Genomic DNA, 16,140 nt, shown 5'->3' with positions numbered 1-16,140 from the left:
CGAGGCTCCGTCACCGACTCCTTCCCCCGCCCACGCCGACGGGAAAACATGGGTCCATGACGACAACCAGGGACGTGACGATCGTCGGTGGAGGCATCATCGGCCTGGCCACGGCCTACGCGCTCTCCGTCACGAAGGCGGGAGGCCCCGGAAACACCCGGATCACCCTCGTCGAGAAGGAGTCCCGATGGGGCCGCCACCAGAGCGGGCGGAACTCCGGGGTCATCCACAGCGGGCTGTACTACGCCCCGGGCAGTTCCAAGGCCCGTTTCGCCCGCGCAGGGGCGGAGGAAATGTACGAGTTCTGCGGACACCACGGCGTCCCCGCACGGCGCACCGGCAAAGTGGTGGTGGCCACCGAGGAACGGGAACTGCCCGCCCTGGAGGAGCTCGCCCGCCGTGGACGGGCGAACGGGGTTCGCGTGGAGGAACTCGACGCCACCGGACTCCGGGAACACGAGCCCGCCGTCCGCGGGATCCGGGCGCTGCACGTTCCCGACGCGGGCATCACCGACTACGGAGCCGTGTGCACCAGACTCGCCGAACTGTCCCAGGCGGCCGGGGTCGAGCTACGCACCGGCACGGAACTGGTGGGCAGCAGGGTGTCCGGCGGAGAGCTCGTACTGTCCACCACCTCCGGACGAATCCGCACCCGCCGGGCGATCAACTGCGCCGGACTGCACAGCGACCGCGTCGCCCGGCTGGCCGGAGGGGATCCCCCGGTACGGATCCTGCCCTTCCGCGGGGAGTACTACGAGAACGTCGCCCCGAACGCTCCGGAGGTGCGTACGCTGGTCTATCCCGTGCCCGATCCGGCGTTCCCGTTCCTGGGGGTGCATCTGACCCGGATGCTCGACGGGAGTCTGCACATCGGCCCGAACGCCGTACCGGCGTTGGCCCGCGAGGGCTACCGGCACAGGGACTGCTCGCTCGCCCAGCTGCGTGAGTTCGCCGGCTACTCCGGGGCACGCGCCCTGGCCCGCCGGTACTGGCGTGTGGGAGCGGCGGAGCTGACCCGTTCCCTGTCCACCTCGTTGTTCGCGCGGGCGGCCCGCAAGCTGGTTCCCGGGACACGAGCGGCGGACCTGCGTCCGGCTCCGGCGGGCGTACGGGCCCAGGCTCTCGGCCCCGACGGAACGCTGGTGGACGACTTCCTGGTCACGTCCGACGCGCACTGGATCCACGTGCTCAACGCGCCCTCCCCGGCGGCCACCGCCTCCCTGGTGATCGGCAGGGAGATCGCCGCACGTCTCGCCCACCACACGGAGGGGGGATGAACCGACGAGTGGCTGTCGAGAGGCACTCCCGACCGTGGTGGGCGGAGGAGCGGTCCCGCCCGCTCGCCCACCACGGCGCCCGATGTGCTCTCAGTCCTCCGGTTCGGCGACACGACGTACGATCCCGTGCAGCAGGCTGCTGACCACGGTGACGATGATCGCGCCCCAGAATGCCGACCAGAACCCGTCCACGTGGAAGGGCAGCTCCAACCGTCCGGCCACCCACCCGGTCAACCAGAACAGCAGGGCGTTCACCACGAGCCCGAACAGCCCGAGGGTGAGGATGTACAGCACACAGCCCAGCGTCTTGGCGACCGGCTTGAGCACGGCGTTGACGATTCCGAACACCACGGCCACCACGAGCAGGGTCAGTACCTGGGCCGCCGGACCCTCGGTACCGAGCCCCCGGTCGCCGAGGGTGATTCCCGGAAGTGCCGTGGTCATCCACACGGCCACAGCCGTGATCAGTACGTGCACTACGAGTGCCACGATCGTTCCCTTCGCCGCTGCTGCCTCGTCCGCGCACCCAACGCTACTGGGGAAGATCGTGCCGTGGGAAAAGGTCCGCGCGATCGTGTTCACCCGACGGCACGGTCTCCGGGCCGCGGTGTCCACCGATTCCGCCACGGGACTGCCCTCGGCCCATACTCGTCGGTAACCTGTGCGCACGCTCCTCGGGCGACGAGGAGTTCCGAGCGGAGACGTCCCGGCGGAGAGTGAGCAACATGCGCATCGGAATGCCGCTGAACTACAGCGGGGGTTTCAAGGAGACCATCGACGAGCTGGTCGAGTACGAGAAGGCCGGCCTGGACATCGTCTACGTGCCGGAGGCCTACTCCTTCGACGCGGTCAGCCAGATGGGATTCATCGCCGCCCGCACCGAACGTCTGGAGATCGCCTCCGGCATCATGCAGATATACACCCGAACCCCCACCCTCACCGCGATGACCGCGGCCGGGCTGGACTACGTCTCGGACGGGCGTTTCACCCTGGGTATCGGTGCCTCCGGCCCCCAGGTGATCGAAGGGTTCCACGGGGTTCCCTACCAGGCACCGCTCGCCCGCACCCGGGAGATCGTCGACATCTGCCGCAAGGTGTGGCGCCGGGAGAAACTGACCCACCAGGGCCGGAACTACACCATTCCCCTCCCCGAGGAGGAGGGCACCGGCCTGGGCAAACCGCTCAAGCTGGTCAATCACCCGATCCGGGAACGGATCCCGATCATGATAGCTGCCATCGGCCCCAAGAACGTGGCGATGACCGCCGAGATCGCCGAGGCCTGGGAGCCGATCTTCTACGTCCCCGAGAAGGCGGACGAGGTGTGGGGCGAGTCCCTGCGCGCGGGCAAGGCCAAACGGGATCCCGCACTCGGTGAACTCGACACGGTGGTGCAGACCCCGCTGGCCATCGGCGAGGACCTCGACGAACTGCTCGACTCGATGCGTCCCATGCTGGCCCTCTACATCGGGGGCATGGGAGCCAAGGGCAAGAACTTCTACAACAACCTGGCCCGCCGCTACGGCTACGAGGCCGAGGCCGAACGCATCCAGGACCTCTACCTGGACGGGAAGAAGGACGAGGCGGCGGCGGCCGTTCCGCGTGAGCTGTTGACCAGGACCTCCCTGATCGGCCCGGAGGAACACGTGCGGGAACGGCTCGCCGCGTTCAGGGAGTCCGGAGTGACCACGCTCAACGTGACCCCTCTGGCCGGGTCGAGCGCCGAGCGCACCCGCCTGATCGAACGGATCCGCCAACTCGCCGACGAGCTCTGACCGGGCTCCCGCTCCGCCGGAAGGAAACCCCGGGTGGGGCCGCCCGCCACGCGGCCCCACCCTCAGGTCGCGTTGAGCACCCGCACGGGACTCCCCGCCAGATACCGGCGGATGTCCTCCACCGTTTCGGTGAAGAACGTCCGATAGGTCGTCTCGGCCACGTACCCGATGTGCGGGGTGAGCACCGTACGGGGGGCGCTGCGCCAGGGGTCGTCCGCAGGCAGCGGCTCACGTTCGTAGACGTCGATCCCCGCGCCGCCGATACGACCCTCGTGCAGCGCGGAGAGCAGTTCCCGTTCGTCCACGATCGGGCCGCGCGAGGTGTTGATCAGATATCCGTGGGGACCCAACGCGTCGAGCTCGTCCCGTCCGACCAGCCCACGCGTACGTTCGCTCAGGCGCATGTGGATGGTCACCACATCGGAGGCGGAGAACAGCTCCCGCCTGCCCACGGCACGGGCGCCGAACTCACGGGCCCGCTGGTCGGTGAGGTTCGCGCTGTGCGCGAGCACCTCCATGCCGAAGGCACGGCCGACGGTGGCCACCTGCCCGCCGAGTCGGCCCAGACCGAGCACTCCGAGTGTCCGCCCCGCCAGGTCGGTTCCCACGGTGTGCTGCCATCCGCCGGTGCGCACCGCCCTGTCCTCCTGGGGGATTCCACGGACCAGGGCCAGGATCAGGCCCCAGGTGAGTTCCCCGGTGGGAGCCCATTCCGCGCCGGGTGCGGATCCGTTGCCGGTTCCGCACACGATGACCCCCTGTTCCGTCGCGGCCTCCATGTCGATCGCCGCGTTGCCCATACCCGTGGTGACCAGCAGTTTCAGCTCGGGAAGCCGGCGCAACACCTCGCGGGGAAAGGCGGTTCGCTCCCGCATGGCGGCGACGACGTCGAACCGGCGCAGTTCGCGCACCAGTTCCTCGGGGTCACCGATGTGTTCGTCGAAGATCACCACCTCGGTGTCGGCGGGCAGGCTTTCCCAGTCGCCGTACCTCCTGGCGACGTTCTGGTAGTCGTCCAGGACGGCGACCGCGGTCCCGCGGTTCGCTGAGCCGTGGTTCAGCATGGTGCTCCCAGTCGGTGCTCTGATCGGTTGTTCGACCGGCCGTGATCCGCCGGGGACGGCAGCCTACCCGCCGAGGCCGAACCACGGGACCGAGGCGAGGGCGCAAAACCGATCATGTCCTTCGCCTCCCCGGACTGTTCGGAGCGTCCCCGGGTACCGGAGACTGGTTACCGTGACCACGTCATCGCTGTTCCACCTGCTCCCGCTCGGCGAGTACCACGCCGACACCGCTCGTCCGATCACCGCCGCCTCGCTGGAAACCGAAGGGTTCGTGCACTGCTCACCGGACCCGGGGACGGCACTGGCCGTGGCCAACGAGCTGTACCGCTCCGCCGAGGAGCAGCTGGTGCTCGTCGAGCTCGACCCTTCCCGGCTGTCCGCTCCGGTGCGCTGGGAACCTCCCTCCCCGAAACCCCCGGAGGGCGTGAGCGCGCGCACCCTGTTCCCCCATGTGTACGGCCCCCTGGAGCGGGAGGCCGTTCGGGGGCTGCGTTACGCGCGGCGGGACGTGCACGGTCGGTTCGTGGCCTTCGAGACCAGGGGACTCACGGCGCAGCGCCTGGACCTTCTCCCCCACCCCGAGGGAGGCTGGTATCGCCGCACCTGGACCTCACCGGTGGAACTCGGCTCCGGGCGGGCAAGCCGTCCCAGTGCCACGGCCATCCACTACCTGCTCGCCCCCGGGGAGTTCTCGCGCTGGCACGCGGTCCGCTCGGACGAGCTCTGGATGTGGCACAGCGGGAGTCCGCTGCGCCTGTCCACGGCGGGGCGGGGATCCCGGCCGGGCGAGAGTCCGGACACGGTCACGCTGGGAACGGATCTCGCCGCCGGACAACACCCGCAGTCGCTGGTTCCCGCCGGAACCTGGCAGTGCGCGGAACCGGTTCAGCAGCGCGAGGTCCTGGTCAGCTGCGTGGTCTCGCCCGGATTCGACTTCGCCGATTTCGAGGTCTGCTCCTGAAACCGTGGCCACGGTCTCAGCCGCCTCAGCGATGCCCCCGTGTGGGGGACCGTGCCTGGACCGCCACACAGACGAGTGCCACGAGGGCACAGACGCCGGACAGGGCGAGACGACGGGTGCGGGGATCCTCGATCCTCACCACGGGCCGTGCCGGCCGAACCGGAGTACTTCCGAACGGGGTGACACCTCGGCCAAGTGTCGCCGAGGGTGACACGGCGGTCCGTGCTCGTTCCGTCCCGCGTCTCGGGGTTGGTCGTACTTCGACGGGAGGTTCCGAGCGGGACTGCGGCGGGTCCGTTCTCGACTCCCCCACTCTGGTGGGGCGGAACGGTACCGTCCCCACGAAGCGCTGCTCCACCCCGTTCATCGCCAGCAGCACGATCATGAGGGACCCCGTGACCCCGATGACCGTCGCCAGACAGACGGCGAGATCGTTCACCGACAACCACCCCCGGGCGTGCGAAGCAGGGGAATCCGTTCCGAGTACGCGACTCGCGGCGTGTCGAAAACGGGAATCCGAGTGCGCGGCGCCGTGTCCGCCGAGCGCACCGACCTGTTCGTCACGGTAGAACCGCCCGGGGGATGATGCCGGTTTCCAACCCAGAAGCTCCCTCGAAAGAGGGAATATCACGACTCCGAGGGAAAGTACCTCCCGCACACAAGCACTTTCCGTGTGCACGGCCCGCCCAGCCGGACGAACATCACCGTTCTCACCAACGAGCCCGCCCCCTCACTCGCTTCCGAGATGGTCCACGGGTGTCTCGACCGAACCGTTGCGGGCGGAACGGATGGCCGCCTCGATAACGGCCAGTCCGTGGACCGCGTCGGCCGGATCGACCGGCATCGCGCCCCCCGAGTCCAACGCGGAGGCCACACCCGCGTAGAAGTCCTGGTAACGACCGGGTTCGCTGGGGCAGCGACGCGTCCACTCGCCCACACCGACCGTGGCCCACAGGCTCTCGTCCTCCCTCCCCCAGTCCTGGTCCCCGGCAAGCCCTCCGGCACGCAACGCGGCCTCCTGGGGATCCATGCCGTACTTGGTGAACGCCCCCCGGTCCCCGAGCACCCGCAGCCGCGGTCCCTGCTGGGCTGCCAGTTTGCCCATCCAGAGATGGCTGTTCACCCCTCCGGAGTGGCGCAGCGCCACGAAGGAGTCGTCGTCGGCCCGCACCCCGTCCCGCAGCGTCCGCATCTCCGCGTAGACGGACTCCACCGGCCCGAACAGGAGCCTGGCCTGGTCGACGAGATGGCTGCCGAGGTCGTAGAGTACCCCGGCCGCGTCCTCCGGGCCGCCGCTGTCCCTCCAGGAGTCCTTGGGGGTGGGCACCCACCGCTCGAAACGGGACTCGAAGCGGTGCACCCTGCCCAGCTCCCCGGCCGCGAGCACCCGCCCCAGGGTGAGCACGTCACTGTCCCAACGGCGGTTCTGGAACACCGTCAACGGCACCGCCAGCCGCCGGGCACGCTCGACCAGGTCACGAGCCTGCGCGGCGGTGGGGGTGAAGGGCTTGTCCACCACCACCGGGACTCCCGCGTCCAGCGCTCGGCCGGTCAGCTCCGCGTGGCTGCTGTTGGGGGTGGCCACGACCACCAGATCCAGCTCGTCGGACCGTTCGAACAGGCTCTCGGCCCGCGGGAACACCCGGGTCCCCGGATGGTCCTGCCGTACCTGTTCGGCGCGTCGCTGGCTTCCGGTCACCACGGCGTCCAGCCGCATACGCGGTTCGGCTCTGATGAGGGGAGCGTGGAACACCTCTCCAGCCAGGCCGTAACCGAGCAGCCCGACGCGTAACCGTTCCGGAGAATCCATGTCCTCATTACACCAGCGGCCCGCCGGCGTCTGGTGACCTCCCGAGGGCTGTGCGGCCCGCCCGGAGGGCGCAGGAAGGGCGGAAGAGCGTCCGCTCAGGCGCTCTTGTCCCGCTCCATCCGCACCGGAGCGCTCGCCACGGGAGGTTCACCGGGAGTACTGTCCTGACCCGGACAGACCAACCCCGTCTCGTAGGCCGTGATCACCAGTTGGGTGCGGGAACTCAGGTTGAGCTTCTGCATGACGTGGTAGACGTGCGACTTCACGGTCAGTTCCGCCAGCCCCAGGTTCGCGGCGATCTCGGCGTTGGACCCGCCCCGGGCCACCTCCAACAGCACGTCCTTCTCCCGTTCGGTCAGCGCGGCCAACTCGCTGGAGGCCTCACGCATCTCCAGGGCGGCGAACCTGTGCAGCAACCTGCGCGTGACGCTGGGGGCGAGCAACGCGTCGCCCGAGGCGACGGTGCGGACGGCCCGGACGAGCTCCTCGGGAGGCGCGTCCTTGAGCACGAAGCCGCTCGCACCCGCACGCAATGCCGAGTAAACGTATTCATCGAGGTCATAGACGGTCAGCATGATCACTGCCGTCTGCCCTTCGGTGCACTCGATGATCTCGCGGGCCGCGCTGATCCCGTCCTTGCCAGGCATACGGACGTCCATGAGCACCACGTCGGGTCTGCGCCGGCGCACCGCGGACACGGCGGTGCGCCCGTCATCGGCCTCGGCCAGCACACGCAGGTCCGACTCGGCTGACAGCAGAGCCACCAAACCACCGCGAATCATCGCCTGATCGTCGACGACCAGCACGTTCGTGACCGACTCTGTCATCGCCCGCGGACCTCCTCGGCTCGCACCGGGTCCGAAGTTTCGGGGCACGGTAGCACGGCCGACAAGTGGAACCCGTTCGGAACGGGGTGGGCGGTCAACGCCCCACCGAACAACGAGACCCGTTCACGCAACCCGACCAGACCGTGGCCACTCGCCTGTCTGTCCTCCGTGGAGGAACTCGCCTCCGCGCCGGTCTGCCAGCCGGAGAGCAACGCCCCGTTCTCGGCGGGCGGGCTCGTCCGGTGGTTGCTCACCTCGATGGCCAGCTGGTCCCGCTGATACTTCAGCAGCACCCTGGCGTAGCCGCTTCCGGCGTGTTTGAGCACATTGGTCACCGCTTCCTGCACGATCCGGTAGGCGGTCGTCTCCACCCCCGGTCCCAGCTCCCGCACCTGCCCACAGCGCTCCAGCCGCCAGTTCACCCCCGTTCCGCGCACCGAGTCGATCAGTTCGTCCACCTGGGCCAGTCCCGGAGCCGGCCTTCGCACGACTCGCTCGGCGGCCTCGGGGGAAACGTCCCTGTCGGCGGAAACCTCGGGAGCCGTACGCAGGGCCCCGAGCAACTGGCGCATCTGTTCCAGGGAGGACCGGGAGGTCTGCTCCAGTTCCCGCAGCGTGTCCCGCGCGTGGTCCGGATCCCGGTCCAGGAGCGAGCGGGCCACACCGGCCCGCAGCGCCACCACAGACAGGTTGTGGGAGACGATGTCGTGGAACTCCCTGGCTATTCTCGCCCGTTCGACCGTGGCGGACTCCTCGGCGAGCTGCTCCCTGGCCTCGTCGAGCAGTTGCACGGCCTGTTCCAGCTGAGCCGCCTGGTCCCTCTTGATCCGCATCGACCGTCCCCAGCCCAGGATCATGGTCAGGTTGACCAGCGCTCCCGAGAGCATCACGGTCGCCGCTCCGGCCGAGGACATCAGGGGAAGCTTGCTCAACGGCCAGACCATGGCCAGCGCCCCCGCCACCAGGGTGGCCACGAGACCACCGCGGACGCACACCGAGTACACACTGACCAGAATGGCCAGGTTCAGCGAACCGACCGGTTCTCCCAACCAGGTCAGCAGAATGGTGACCGCCAGCAGTACGAGCAGACTCACCCACGGCAGATGGCGTCGCGCCAGCAGCGAGCCGTGGGCGGGCAGAGCCACCAGCAGGGACCACCACCAGAGGGGCTCCCGTTCGTGCGGGGTCAGCAGCACCACGAGGACGTGACAGGTCGCGAAGGCCAGCACGAGTCCCGCGTCGAGCAGGACTCCACGCGGTGCGGTGCGGGCGAACCGTCGAACGATCCCGGCCACCGAACCGGGATTCCCACTCCGTGACGCATCCACCGGCACTGCCTTCGCACCCTCGGTTCGACTCGCGCTCGTCCACGATCCTCCACCGTTTTCGGGAGGGCAGTCATCGGCCCGCCCGAACGGGTGAGTGAGCCCACCTGTTCGGAGGAGAACAGCAGGCCCCGGAGAAACAGTCCGTACCGGCGACCTGCGGAGAAAGTAACAGCGTACGAGGGAACGGAGGTAACGAAAAGGTTACGGAGTGGGTGTTCTCCGTCGTGGAATCACTCAGTAACCGCGTTCGATCCAGCTCCGCAGCTGGGGGCGCTCGGCCTCGATCGTGGTGGTCGGGCCGTGTCCCGGACACACCGTGGTGTCGGGAGGAAGGGTGAACAGTCTTTCGGAAATCGACTCGATGATGACGTCGAAATCCGAGTAGGAACGTCCCGTGGCCCCCGGGCCACCGGAGAACAGGGTGTCCCCGGTGAACACCGTGGACAGATCCGCGACGTACAGGCACACCGCCCCGGGCGCGTGTCCCGGCGTGTGCAGCACCTGTAGCCCCACTCCCGCGACACCGACCACCTCGCGGTCGACCAGCATCCGGTCCGGCTCACGGTCCGGATGGGTCATCCGCCAGAGCACGAGGTCGTCCGGGTGCAGCAGCACCGGAGCACCCACCCGGTCGGCCAGCTCGGGCGCGCACCGAACATGGTCGTCATGACCGTGAGTGGCGAGCACCGCGAGCACGTCGCGTCCCGCCACCAACTCCAGAATGGCCTCCACGTCGTGCGGGGCGTCGACGACCACGCACTCGCGGTCGTCCCCGATCACCCACACGTTGTTGTCGACCTCGAACGTCTGGCCGTCCAGGGAGAACGTGCCGGAGGTCACCGTGTGCTCGATACGCGCGCTCACAACACCACCACCGAACGCAGCACCTCTCCACGGGACATCCTGTCGAAGGCCTGCTCGACCTCGTCCAACCCGATCCGTTCGGTGACGAACTTCTCCAGGGGAAGCCTCCCCTGGAGGGACATCTCCACCAGCGCGGGGAAATCCCTGCTGGGCAGGCAGTCGCCGTACCAACTGGACTTCAACGCGCCCCCGCGGGCGAACACGTCCAGGAAAGGCAGGTCCAACCGCATGTCCGGGGTGGGCACCCCCACCAACACCACGGTCCCCGCCAGGTCACGGGCGTAGAAAGCCTGCTCGTAGGTGTTCGGGCTGCCCACGGCCTCCACGACCACATCGGCACCGACGCCGCCGGTCGCCGCCCGGATCCCCTCCACGGTGTCCGTCTCGGCCGCGTTCACGGTGTGCGTGGCACCGAACTCACGGGCCCACTCCAGCTTCCGCGGATCCTTGTCCACCGCGATCACCCGCCTGGCCCCGACAGCGGCGGCACCGAGCACCGCCCCGTCACCGACGCCCCCACAACCGATGACGGCCACGGAGTCCCCCGGGCCGACCCCACCGGTGTTCACCGCGGCACCGAAGCCGGCCATCACACCGCAACCGAGCAACCCGGCCACCACGGGCGAGGCGGACGGATCCACCCGGGTGCACTGGCCCGAGTGCACCAGGGTCCGCTCCGCGAAGGCCCCGATCCCCAGCGCAGGCGACAGCGGCGTGCCGTCGGCCAGGGTCATCGGCTGGGCCGCGTTGTGTGTGTCGAAGCAGTACTGTGGACGGCCCCGCAGGCAGGCCCGGCACCGGCCGCACACGGCCCGCCAGTTGAGCACCACGAAATCGCCCACGTCCAGGTCGGTCACGTCGGAACCGACCGCCTCCACCACTCCGGCGGCCTCGTGCCCCAGCAGGAACGGGAAGTCCGTACTGACTCCTCCCTCCCGGTAATGCAGGTCGGTGTGGCACACCCCACAGGCCTGCACGCGGACGAGGGCCTCTCCCGATCCGGGATCGGGAACACGCACCGTGGTCGTCTCCACCGGGCGTCCCGCCCCGGTGGCCACCACTCCACGTACCTCAGTCGCCAACAACGACCTCCGGGAGCGCGGGGAACCGTACGTGATCATCCTCGTACGTTCCGCCGCCACACACAAGTCACCCGCCGACGAACTCGCCCGATCGAATGTCCCCGGCCGTCTCCAGAGGACAGACCGACCCCGTTCCCGTGTCGGACGAGGCGTTCCCCGCGACGGACCGTTGACCTACTATGGGTGTTCGAAGAACTACCGTGTGATTTCGCTCTGTCGAGCACCACGGAAGGCGGGCAGTCGTCGTCACCCCGACGTTCCCACCGGGTACTCCGCCCGTGGGGACGCACCGTTCGCGCGACCCCGCGTCGTTGGTGACCGCCGGTGACGATTCGCGGCGCGACTTCGGAAGGCAGGCGTGATGTCCGCGGAAACCCCGCGCTATCGGAGAGAGCTGGACCTCAGGCAACCGTGCTCGGCACGCATCACCGACGCCTTCCTCGGTGGCTGTCACAACTTCGGGGCGGAACGAGGCTTCGTACTCCGCGCCGAGCGGACCCTGCCCGGGATCACCGAGCTCTTCCTACAGAGCAGGGACTTCCTCCGCAGGGCGGTGGACCACGCCCTCTCCTGCGGAATCCACCAGTTCCTCGACCTGGGCTCCGGACTGCCCACCGTCGGCCACATCCACGAGATCGCCGGGAGGATCACCCCGCACCACCGGGTGGTCTACGTGGACAACGAACCCCTCACGGCCGCCCACGGAGCCAGAATCCTGGAGGGGGAACCGAGAGCGACGGTACTGCACGAGGACTGTCGCGACCCCGAGGCGGTCCTCGACGCCGCGCAGCGGCAGGGGAGGATCGACTGGAACCTGCGGGTCGCCCTGGTCGCCACCGGAGTACTGCACTTCCTGCCGGAGGAGGCCGAACCGTTCGCCCTGTTGGAGGAGTACCGCCGTGGACTCCCCGAAGGGAGCCATCTGGTTCTGGGCCACGTCACCGGATCCGTGGCCCCCGAGGCGGCCGAAACGCTGCGCGCCCTCTACGCCGAGACCACCGATCCCCTTTTTCCCCGGGACGTGGAGCGGATCGACGCCCTGTTCGGCGACTTCGAACGGTTCCCGCCGGGGCCGGGCCAACTGAGCTCGTGGCGGCCGGACCCTCACCTGCGCTCACGCGGAACACGGTATCCGCTGCTGCACGGCGGGATAGCCCGCAAACCGGTACGCAGCACCGGTTTCCGCGCGGAGGTGCGCTCAACCGCTCCGGGACGTCCGGGTCCCGCGCCGGGCGAACCACAGCAGGACGGAGGCGAGCACGGCCACCGCGGCGGCGGACAACCACGCCTCGGAGAGCCCCGCGTGGGAAGCCAGCAGGCCGAATAGCAACGGGCCAGCGCTGCCCCCGACGTAGACACCCGTCTGACTCACCGAGGTCGCCTCGGCCACCCGTCCCGGCGACAACGCGGCCACGGCGAAGTTGAGCAGTCCCGGCCAGGCCCACCCGGCACCGAAACCGATCACGGCCCCCACGGGAAAGACGTACGGATCCGGGACGGCCATGAGCACGAACCCGGCGGAACCGACCAGCAGCATCACGGTGATCAGCACCAACGGGTCCAGGTTCCTGCGGTCGGTGAGCGCCCCCACGGCCAGCCGCATACCGAGGCCGCAGGCGGATCCCACCGCCAGCACCACACCCGCCGTGGCCTGGGTGAATCCCACGTGCACCCCGGTGGTGGTCACGAAGGACCCGAGCGCGTTCGCGGCCGCCGAACCGAGTCCGGCCGCCGTGGCGATGAGCAGCAGCACTCCCCTTCCCACCGGAGCGAACTCCCCTCCCGGCGAGGGGGAACCGTCCGCGCCCGAGCCCACGGTGCCCACCTCGGCGGGCAGCAGCAGCACGATCCCCACTCCGGCCAGGGCCGCCATCGCGAAGGCCCAACGCCAGCCGAGTGTGAGGGCCACGGTCGGCACCGCCATCCCGGACAGCAGGGTGGCCGTGGGAATGGCCGCCTGTTTGACCCCGAAGGCGGTGGCCCGGTAACGGAAGGGAACACAACGGGCGATCAGCGAGTTCGACGCGGGCTGTCCCAGCGCGTTCGGCATCCCCGCCAGCCAGAGAGCGATCAGCAGCCACACCGGATCACGCGCCACGGCCGCGCCCAGCAGGCACAACGAGCTTCCCACGGCGGCCACGCGCAGGGAGGCCAGCGGCCCGATCCGTCCGGAGACCCATCCCATCGGCCGGGAGCACAGCGCGGCCACGGCGAAGAACCCGGCGGCCCCCAGGCCCAGCACCGCCGGACCGAACCCGAGCCCCTCCTGCAACTGCACCCCGAGCCCCCCGACCAGGAAAACGGGGAGTATCCCGACGGTGACCACCCCGCTCACCACGGCGACCGTCCGCGCCGGACCGTACTCGGCGCGGGATCCGACACCGAGGGAGACCTTCACCATCACCACACCCGCTGTTCGCTCGACGCAAGAAAACGCACCACCGCGTGATAGCACCCCGCGGTGACCCTCCGAACGGATGAGTGACGGATCCCTCCACCTTCCGACCCGGTTCCACCCCGTCGGGGAAAGGGCCTACCCCGACGGCCCGGCGCTGCCGGGTGCCTCAACCGCGGAAGGCGTCCACACCGGTCATGGCGGCCCCGATGGTCAACGTGTGCATCTCGGAGGTGCCCTCGTAGGTGAGCACCGACTCGAGGTTGGTCATGTGCCGCATCACCGGGTACTCCAGGGAGATGCCGTTGGCCCCGAGCAGGGTGCGCGCGGTCCGCGCCACGTCGAGGGCACCCCGCACGTTGTCCAGCTTCCCGAAACTGACCTGCTGGGGAAGCAGGGTTCCCGCGTCCTTGCGGCGCCCCAGGTGCAGCGCGAGCAGCCGCCCGTTGTGCACCCGCACGGCCATGTCGGCGAGCTTGGACTGGGTCAGCTGGTGCCCCGCCAGGGGCTTGCCGAACTGCTCGCGGGTGGTGGAGTACTCCAGGGCCGCCTCCAGGCAGCTGCGTCCGGCTCCGTTGGCCCCCCACACGATCCCGTACCTGGCCTCGTTCAGGCAGCTCAGGGGGCTCCGCAGCCCGTGGGCCTCCGGAAGCACGGCGTCGGCGGGCAGCCGTACGTCGTCGAGCACGAGCTCACTGGTGACCGAGGCACGCAGGGAGAGCTTGTGGGCGATCTCCGGGGCGGTGAACCCCGGTGTGTCGGTGGGCACCACGAACCCGCGAACGCCCTCCTCCGTGCGGGCCCAGACCACCGCGACGTCGGCGATGGTGCCGTTGGTGATCCACATCTTGCGCCCGTTGAGCACCCAGTCGGACCCGTCCCTGCGGGCCGAGGTGCGCATCGAGGAGGGATCCGAGCCGTGGTCCGGTTCGGTCAGCCCGAAACAACCGATGGCCTCCCCGGCGGCCATCCGCGGCAGCCAGTGCCGCTTCTGCTCCTCCGAGCCCCAGCGGTGGATGGCGAACATGGCCAACGAGCCCTGTACCGAGACCAACGACCGCAGCCCGGAGTCACACGCTTCGAGTTCCTCGCAGACCACGCCGTAGTCCACGGCGGACATACCGGCGCACCCGTAGCCGTCCAGGTGCATGCCGAGCACCCCGAGCCTGCCCAGTTCCCGAGCGAGTTCCCGGGCCCGGGGCAGTTCCCCGCGCTCGAACCAGTCGGCCACGTGGGGAAGCACCTGGTCCCGGCACAACGCGCGGACGCTGTCCCGGACCGCCAGCTGCTCGGTGCTGAGTTCGTCGTCGACACCGAGGGGGTCGTGGGGGTCGAAGTCGGGGCGCTTTCCGGAGTTCATGGCTACGGCCTCCAGACGGTTCAGGCGATTCCGACGTCCCGGTCGGAAGCGGGCGTCGACGTTTCCGGTTCGGGCCCGCTCAACGGTGCGTCCGGGCGGGACAGCCAGGCGAGCACCTCCTCGTTGTGCTCACCCAACGACGGTGGGGCGGTGGGGCGGGCCCGTGCGGCACCGGAGAACTCCACCGGGTGACGTATCCCCGGTGCTCCCCCCGTGGGAGTGACCGTCGGCTCCAGCCCCAGCGACTCCGCCTGGCGAACGGCTCCGGCCAGGTCGTTGACCTGACCGCAGGCTATGCCGACCCGTTGCAGGCGCTGTTGCCAGGCGGCCGCCGGCCTGGCACCGAGCACGTTCTCCAGTTCGGCCACCAGCTCCTCCCGGTTGCGGACCCGGTCGGCGTTGGTGGCGAAGCGGGGGTCCTCGGCCATCCAGACCAGCCCGAGCGTCTCGGTGAACCTCCGGAACTGCGCGTCGTTGCCCACGGCCACGGCCAGCGGACCGTCCTCGCACCGCAGGGTCTCGTAGGGAGCGATGCTCGGATGACGGTTGCCCATGCGCTCGGGGCTCTCGCCGGTGGCGAGGAAGGCTCCCGCCTGGTTGACCAGGCCGGACAGCAGACTGGACAGCAGATTGACCTCGATACGCTGCCCACGGCCGGTGGTTTCGCGCTGGCGCAGCGCGGCGAGGACACCGAACGCGGCGTCCTTGCCGGTGAGCACGTCGACCACGGCCACGCCCACCTTGGTCGGCGGCCCTTCCGGGAAACCGGTGATGCTCATCAGTCCCCCCACCGCCTGCACCACGAAGTCGTAGCCGGACAGTTCCGCTCCCCGTTCACTGCCGAACCCGGTGATGGAGACGTAGAGCAGTCCCGGGTTGACGGCACTGAGGGCGGGATAGTCCAGCCCGAACCGCTCCAGTGAACCGGGCCTGTGGTTCTCCACCAGCACGTCGGCCCTGCCGGCCAGTTCCACTGCGGCGCGGCGGTCCTCCTCGACGGTCAGGTCCAGAGCGAGGCTGCGTTTTCCCCGGTTGAGGGACTCGAAGTAGGAGGAGCTCCGTTCCGTCCACGGTGGTCCCCAGGAACGCGTGTCGTCGCCGGTGTCGGGTCGTTCCACCTTGACGACGGTGGCTCCGAGGTCGGCGAGCATCATGGTCGCGTAGGGTCCGGCGAGCACACGGCTGAAGTCGGCGACCAGCACACCTTCCAGGGGCAGTGTCCGCGCCATGCGACCTGAGACCTTTCCGCGCTCGGTGACCGGGTGGGCGACTTGCGTCGGCGCAAAGTTGGATCCAATATACAGTTGAAAAGCCCTCGGTCAACCCTGGTCGAACGCACCGGACGGTCCCGCGGCCGACCGCACCGGTCACGTTCCGGCACGATCCTCGCGACGGGCGTT

At 69.3% G+C, this 16,140-nt stretch carries 13 protein-coding genes and 1 pseudogene; 4 read left to right on the top strand and 10 right to left on the bottom strand.

Annotated elements, in window-relative coordinates; translation table 11 throughout:
• Positions 1-56: 56 nt before the first annotated feature.
• The gene (gene lhgO / locus ACTMO_RS0105155; RefSeq protein WP_019853600.1) at positions 57-1,277 is read left to right on the top strand and encodes an L-2-hydroxyglutarate oxidase; all 1,221 of its coding nucleotides are present in this window, start codon (positions 57-59) and stop codon (positions 1,275-1,277) included.
• 90 nt (positions 1,278-1,367) lie between these two features.
• Here lhgO and ACTMO_RS0105150 read toward each other — a convergent pair whose 3' ends face one another.
• A complete protein-coding gene (locus ACTMO_RS0105150) occupies positions 1,368-1,766 on the bottom strand; it encodes a phage holin family protein (protein ID WP_026448900.1) in 399 nt (132 codons plus the stop codon).
• A gap of 236 nt (positions 1,767-2,002) precedes the next feature.
• Here ACTMO_RS0105150 and ACTMO_RS0105145 point away from each other — a divergent pair, with 236 nt between their 5' ends.
• On the top strand, positions 2,003-3,049 hold the full coding sequence (locus ACTMO_RS0105145; RefSeq protein WP_026448899.1) for an LLM class F420-dependent oxidoreductase: 1,047 nt from the start codon (positions 2,003-2,005) through the stop codon (positions 3,047-3,049).
• Between the two features lie 62 nt (positions 3,050-3,111).
• Here the strand turns inward: ACTMO_RS0105145 and ACTMO_RS0105140 are convergent, their stop codons facing one another.
• Positions 3,112-4,113 carry a D-2-hydroxyacid dehydrogenase family protein gene (locus ACTMO_RS0105140; RefSeq protein WP_019853597.1) on the bottom strand — a complete coding sequence of 334 codons (1,002 nt, stop codon included), beginning with the start codon at positions 4,111-4,113 and terminating at the stop codon, positions 3,112-3,114.
• Between the two features lie 172 nt (positions 4,114-4,285).
• On the opposite strand from ACTMO_RS0105140, the gene ACTMO_RS0105135 reads away from it, so the two are divergent.
• The gene (locus ACTMO_RS0105135) at positions 4,286-5,074 is read left to right on the top strand and encodes a cupin domain-containing protein (protein WP_019853596.1); all 789 of its coding nucleotides are present in this window, start codon (positions 4,286-4,288) and stop codon (positions 5,072-5,074) included.
• Positions 5,075-5,804: 730 nt separating this feature from the next.
• On the opposite strand, the gene ACTMO_RS0105125 is transcribed toward ACTMO_RS0105135, so the two are convergent.
• From ACTMO_RS0105125 to ACTMO_RS0105105, 5 genes are all read right to left on the bottom strand, one after another.
• On the bottom strand, positions 5,805-6,884 hold the full coding sequence (locus ACTMO_RS0105125) for a Gfo/Idh/MocA family oxidoreductase (protein WP_019853594.1): 1,080 nt from the start codon (positions 6,882-6,884) through the stop codon (positions 5,805-5,807).
• Positions 6,885-6,979: 95 nt separating this feature from the next.
• Positions 6,980-7,711, bottom strand: coding sequence for a response regulator (locus ACTMO_RS0105120; RefSeq protein ID WP_019853593.1), 732 nt, complete (start codon positions 7,709-7,711; stop codon positions 6,980-6,982).
• Complete coding sequence (locus tag ACTMO_RS0105115; protein WP_245556038.1) at positions 7,708-9,006, bottom strand: sensor histidine kinase; 1,299 nt, start codon at positions 9,004-9,006, stop codon at positions 7,708-7,710. The genes ACTMO_RS0105120 and ACTMO_RS0105115 overlap by 4 nt, the downstream gene beginning before the upstream one ends.
• A 267-nt stretch (positions 9,007-9,273) precedes the next feature.
• Entirely contained in the window at positions 9,274-9,903 is a 630-nt protein-coding gene (locus tag ACTMO_RS0105110) for an MBL fold metallo-hydrolase (RefSeq protein ID WP_019853591.1), read from the bottom strand.
• Positions 9,900-10,985 (bottom strand): S-(hydroxymethyl)mycothiol dehydrogenase, encoded by a 1,086-nt coding sequence (locus tag ACTMO_RS0105105; RefSeq protein ID WP_181188169.1) that lies wholly within the window; start codon positions 10,983-10,985, stop codon positions 9,900-9,902. The genes ACTMO_RS0105110 and ACTMO_RS0105105 overlap by 4 nt, the downstream gene beginning before the upstream one ends.
• A 361-nt stretch (positions 10,986-11,346) precedes the next feature.
• On the opposite strand from ACTMO_RS0105105, the pseudogene ACTMO_RS23625 reads away from it, so the two are divergent.
• Positions 11,347-12,138 (top strand): annotated as a pseudogene (locus tag ACTMO_RS23625) (SAM-dependent methyltransferase); the annotation flags it as partial.
• A 45-nt stretch (positions 12,139-12,183) separates the two neighbouring features.
• Here the strand turns inward: ACTMO_RS23625 and ACTMO_RS0105095 are convergent.
• From ACTMO_RS0105095 to ACTMO_RS0105085, 3 genes are all read right to left on the bottom strand, one after another.
• The gene (locus ACTMO_RS0105095; RefSeq protein ID WP_051099193.1) at positions 12,184-13,386 is read right to left on the bottom strand and encodes an MFS transporter; all 1,203 of its coding nucleotides are present in this window, start codon (positions 13,384-13,386) and stop codon (positions 12,184-12,186) included.
• Between the two features lie 163 nt (positions 13,387-13,549).
• Entirely contained in the window at positions 13,550-14,740 is a 1,191-nt protein-coding gene (locus tag ACTMO_RS0105090) for an acyl-CoA dehydrogenase family protein (protein ID WP_019853587.1), read from the bottom strand.
• Between the two features lie 20 nt (positions 14,741-14,760).
• On the bottom strand, positions 14,761-15,969 hold the full coding sequence (locus tag ACTMO_RS0105085; protein WP_019853586.1) for a CaiB/BaiF CoA transferase family protein: 1,209 nt from the start codon (positions 15,967-15,969) through the stop codon (positions 14,761-14,763).
• Between the last annotated feature and the right edge of the window lie 171 nt (positions 15,970-16,140).

The organism is Actinopolyspora mortivallis DSM 44261, from assembly GCF_000384035.1.
Lineage (GTDB): Bacteria > Actinomycetota > Actinomycetes > Mycobacteriales > Pseudonocardiaceae > Actinopolyspora > Actinopolyspora mortivallis.
This window is presented reverse-complemented; position numbering and strand designations above follow the sequence as displayed.

Bases quoted from the DNA above. Each gene is read 5' to 3' on its own strand.
- ACTMO_RS0105090 (WP_019853587.1), bottom strand. From the start codon at position 14,740: ATGAACTCCGGAAAGCGCCCCGACTTCGACCCCCACGACCCCCTCGGT.
- ACTMO_RS0105085 (WP_019853586.1), bottom strand. From the start codon at position 15,969: ATGGCGCGGACACTGCCCCTGGAAGGTGTGCTGGTCGCCGACTTCAGC.
- lhgO (WP_019853600.1), top strand. From the start codon at position 57: ATGACGACAACCAGGGACGTGACGATCGTCGGTGGAGGCATCATCGGC.
- ACTMO_RS0105095 (WP_051099193.1), bottom strand. From the start codon at position 13,386: ATGGTGAAGGTCTCCCTCGGTGTCGGATCCCGCGCCGAGTACGGTCCG.
- ACTMO_RS0105125 (WP_019853594.1), bottom strand. From the start codon at position 6,884: ATGGATTCTCCGGAACGGTTACGCGTCGGGCTGCTCGGTTACGGCCTG.
- ACTMO_RS0105120 (WP_019853593.1), bottom strand. From the start codon at position 7,711: ATGACAGAGTCGGTCACGAACGTGCTGGTCGTCGACGATCAGGCGATG.
- ACTMO_RS0105145 (WP_026448899.1), top strand. From the start codon at position 2,003: ATGCGCATCGGAATGCCGCTGAACTACAGCGGGGGTTTCAAGGAGACC.
- ACTMO_RS0105140 (WP_019853597.1), bottom strand. From the start codon at position 4,113: ATGCTGAACCACGGCTCAGCGAACCGCGGGACCGCGGTCGCCGTCCTG.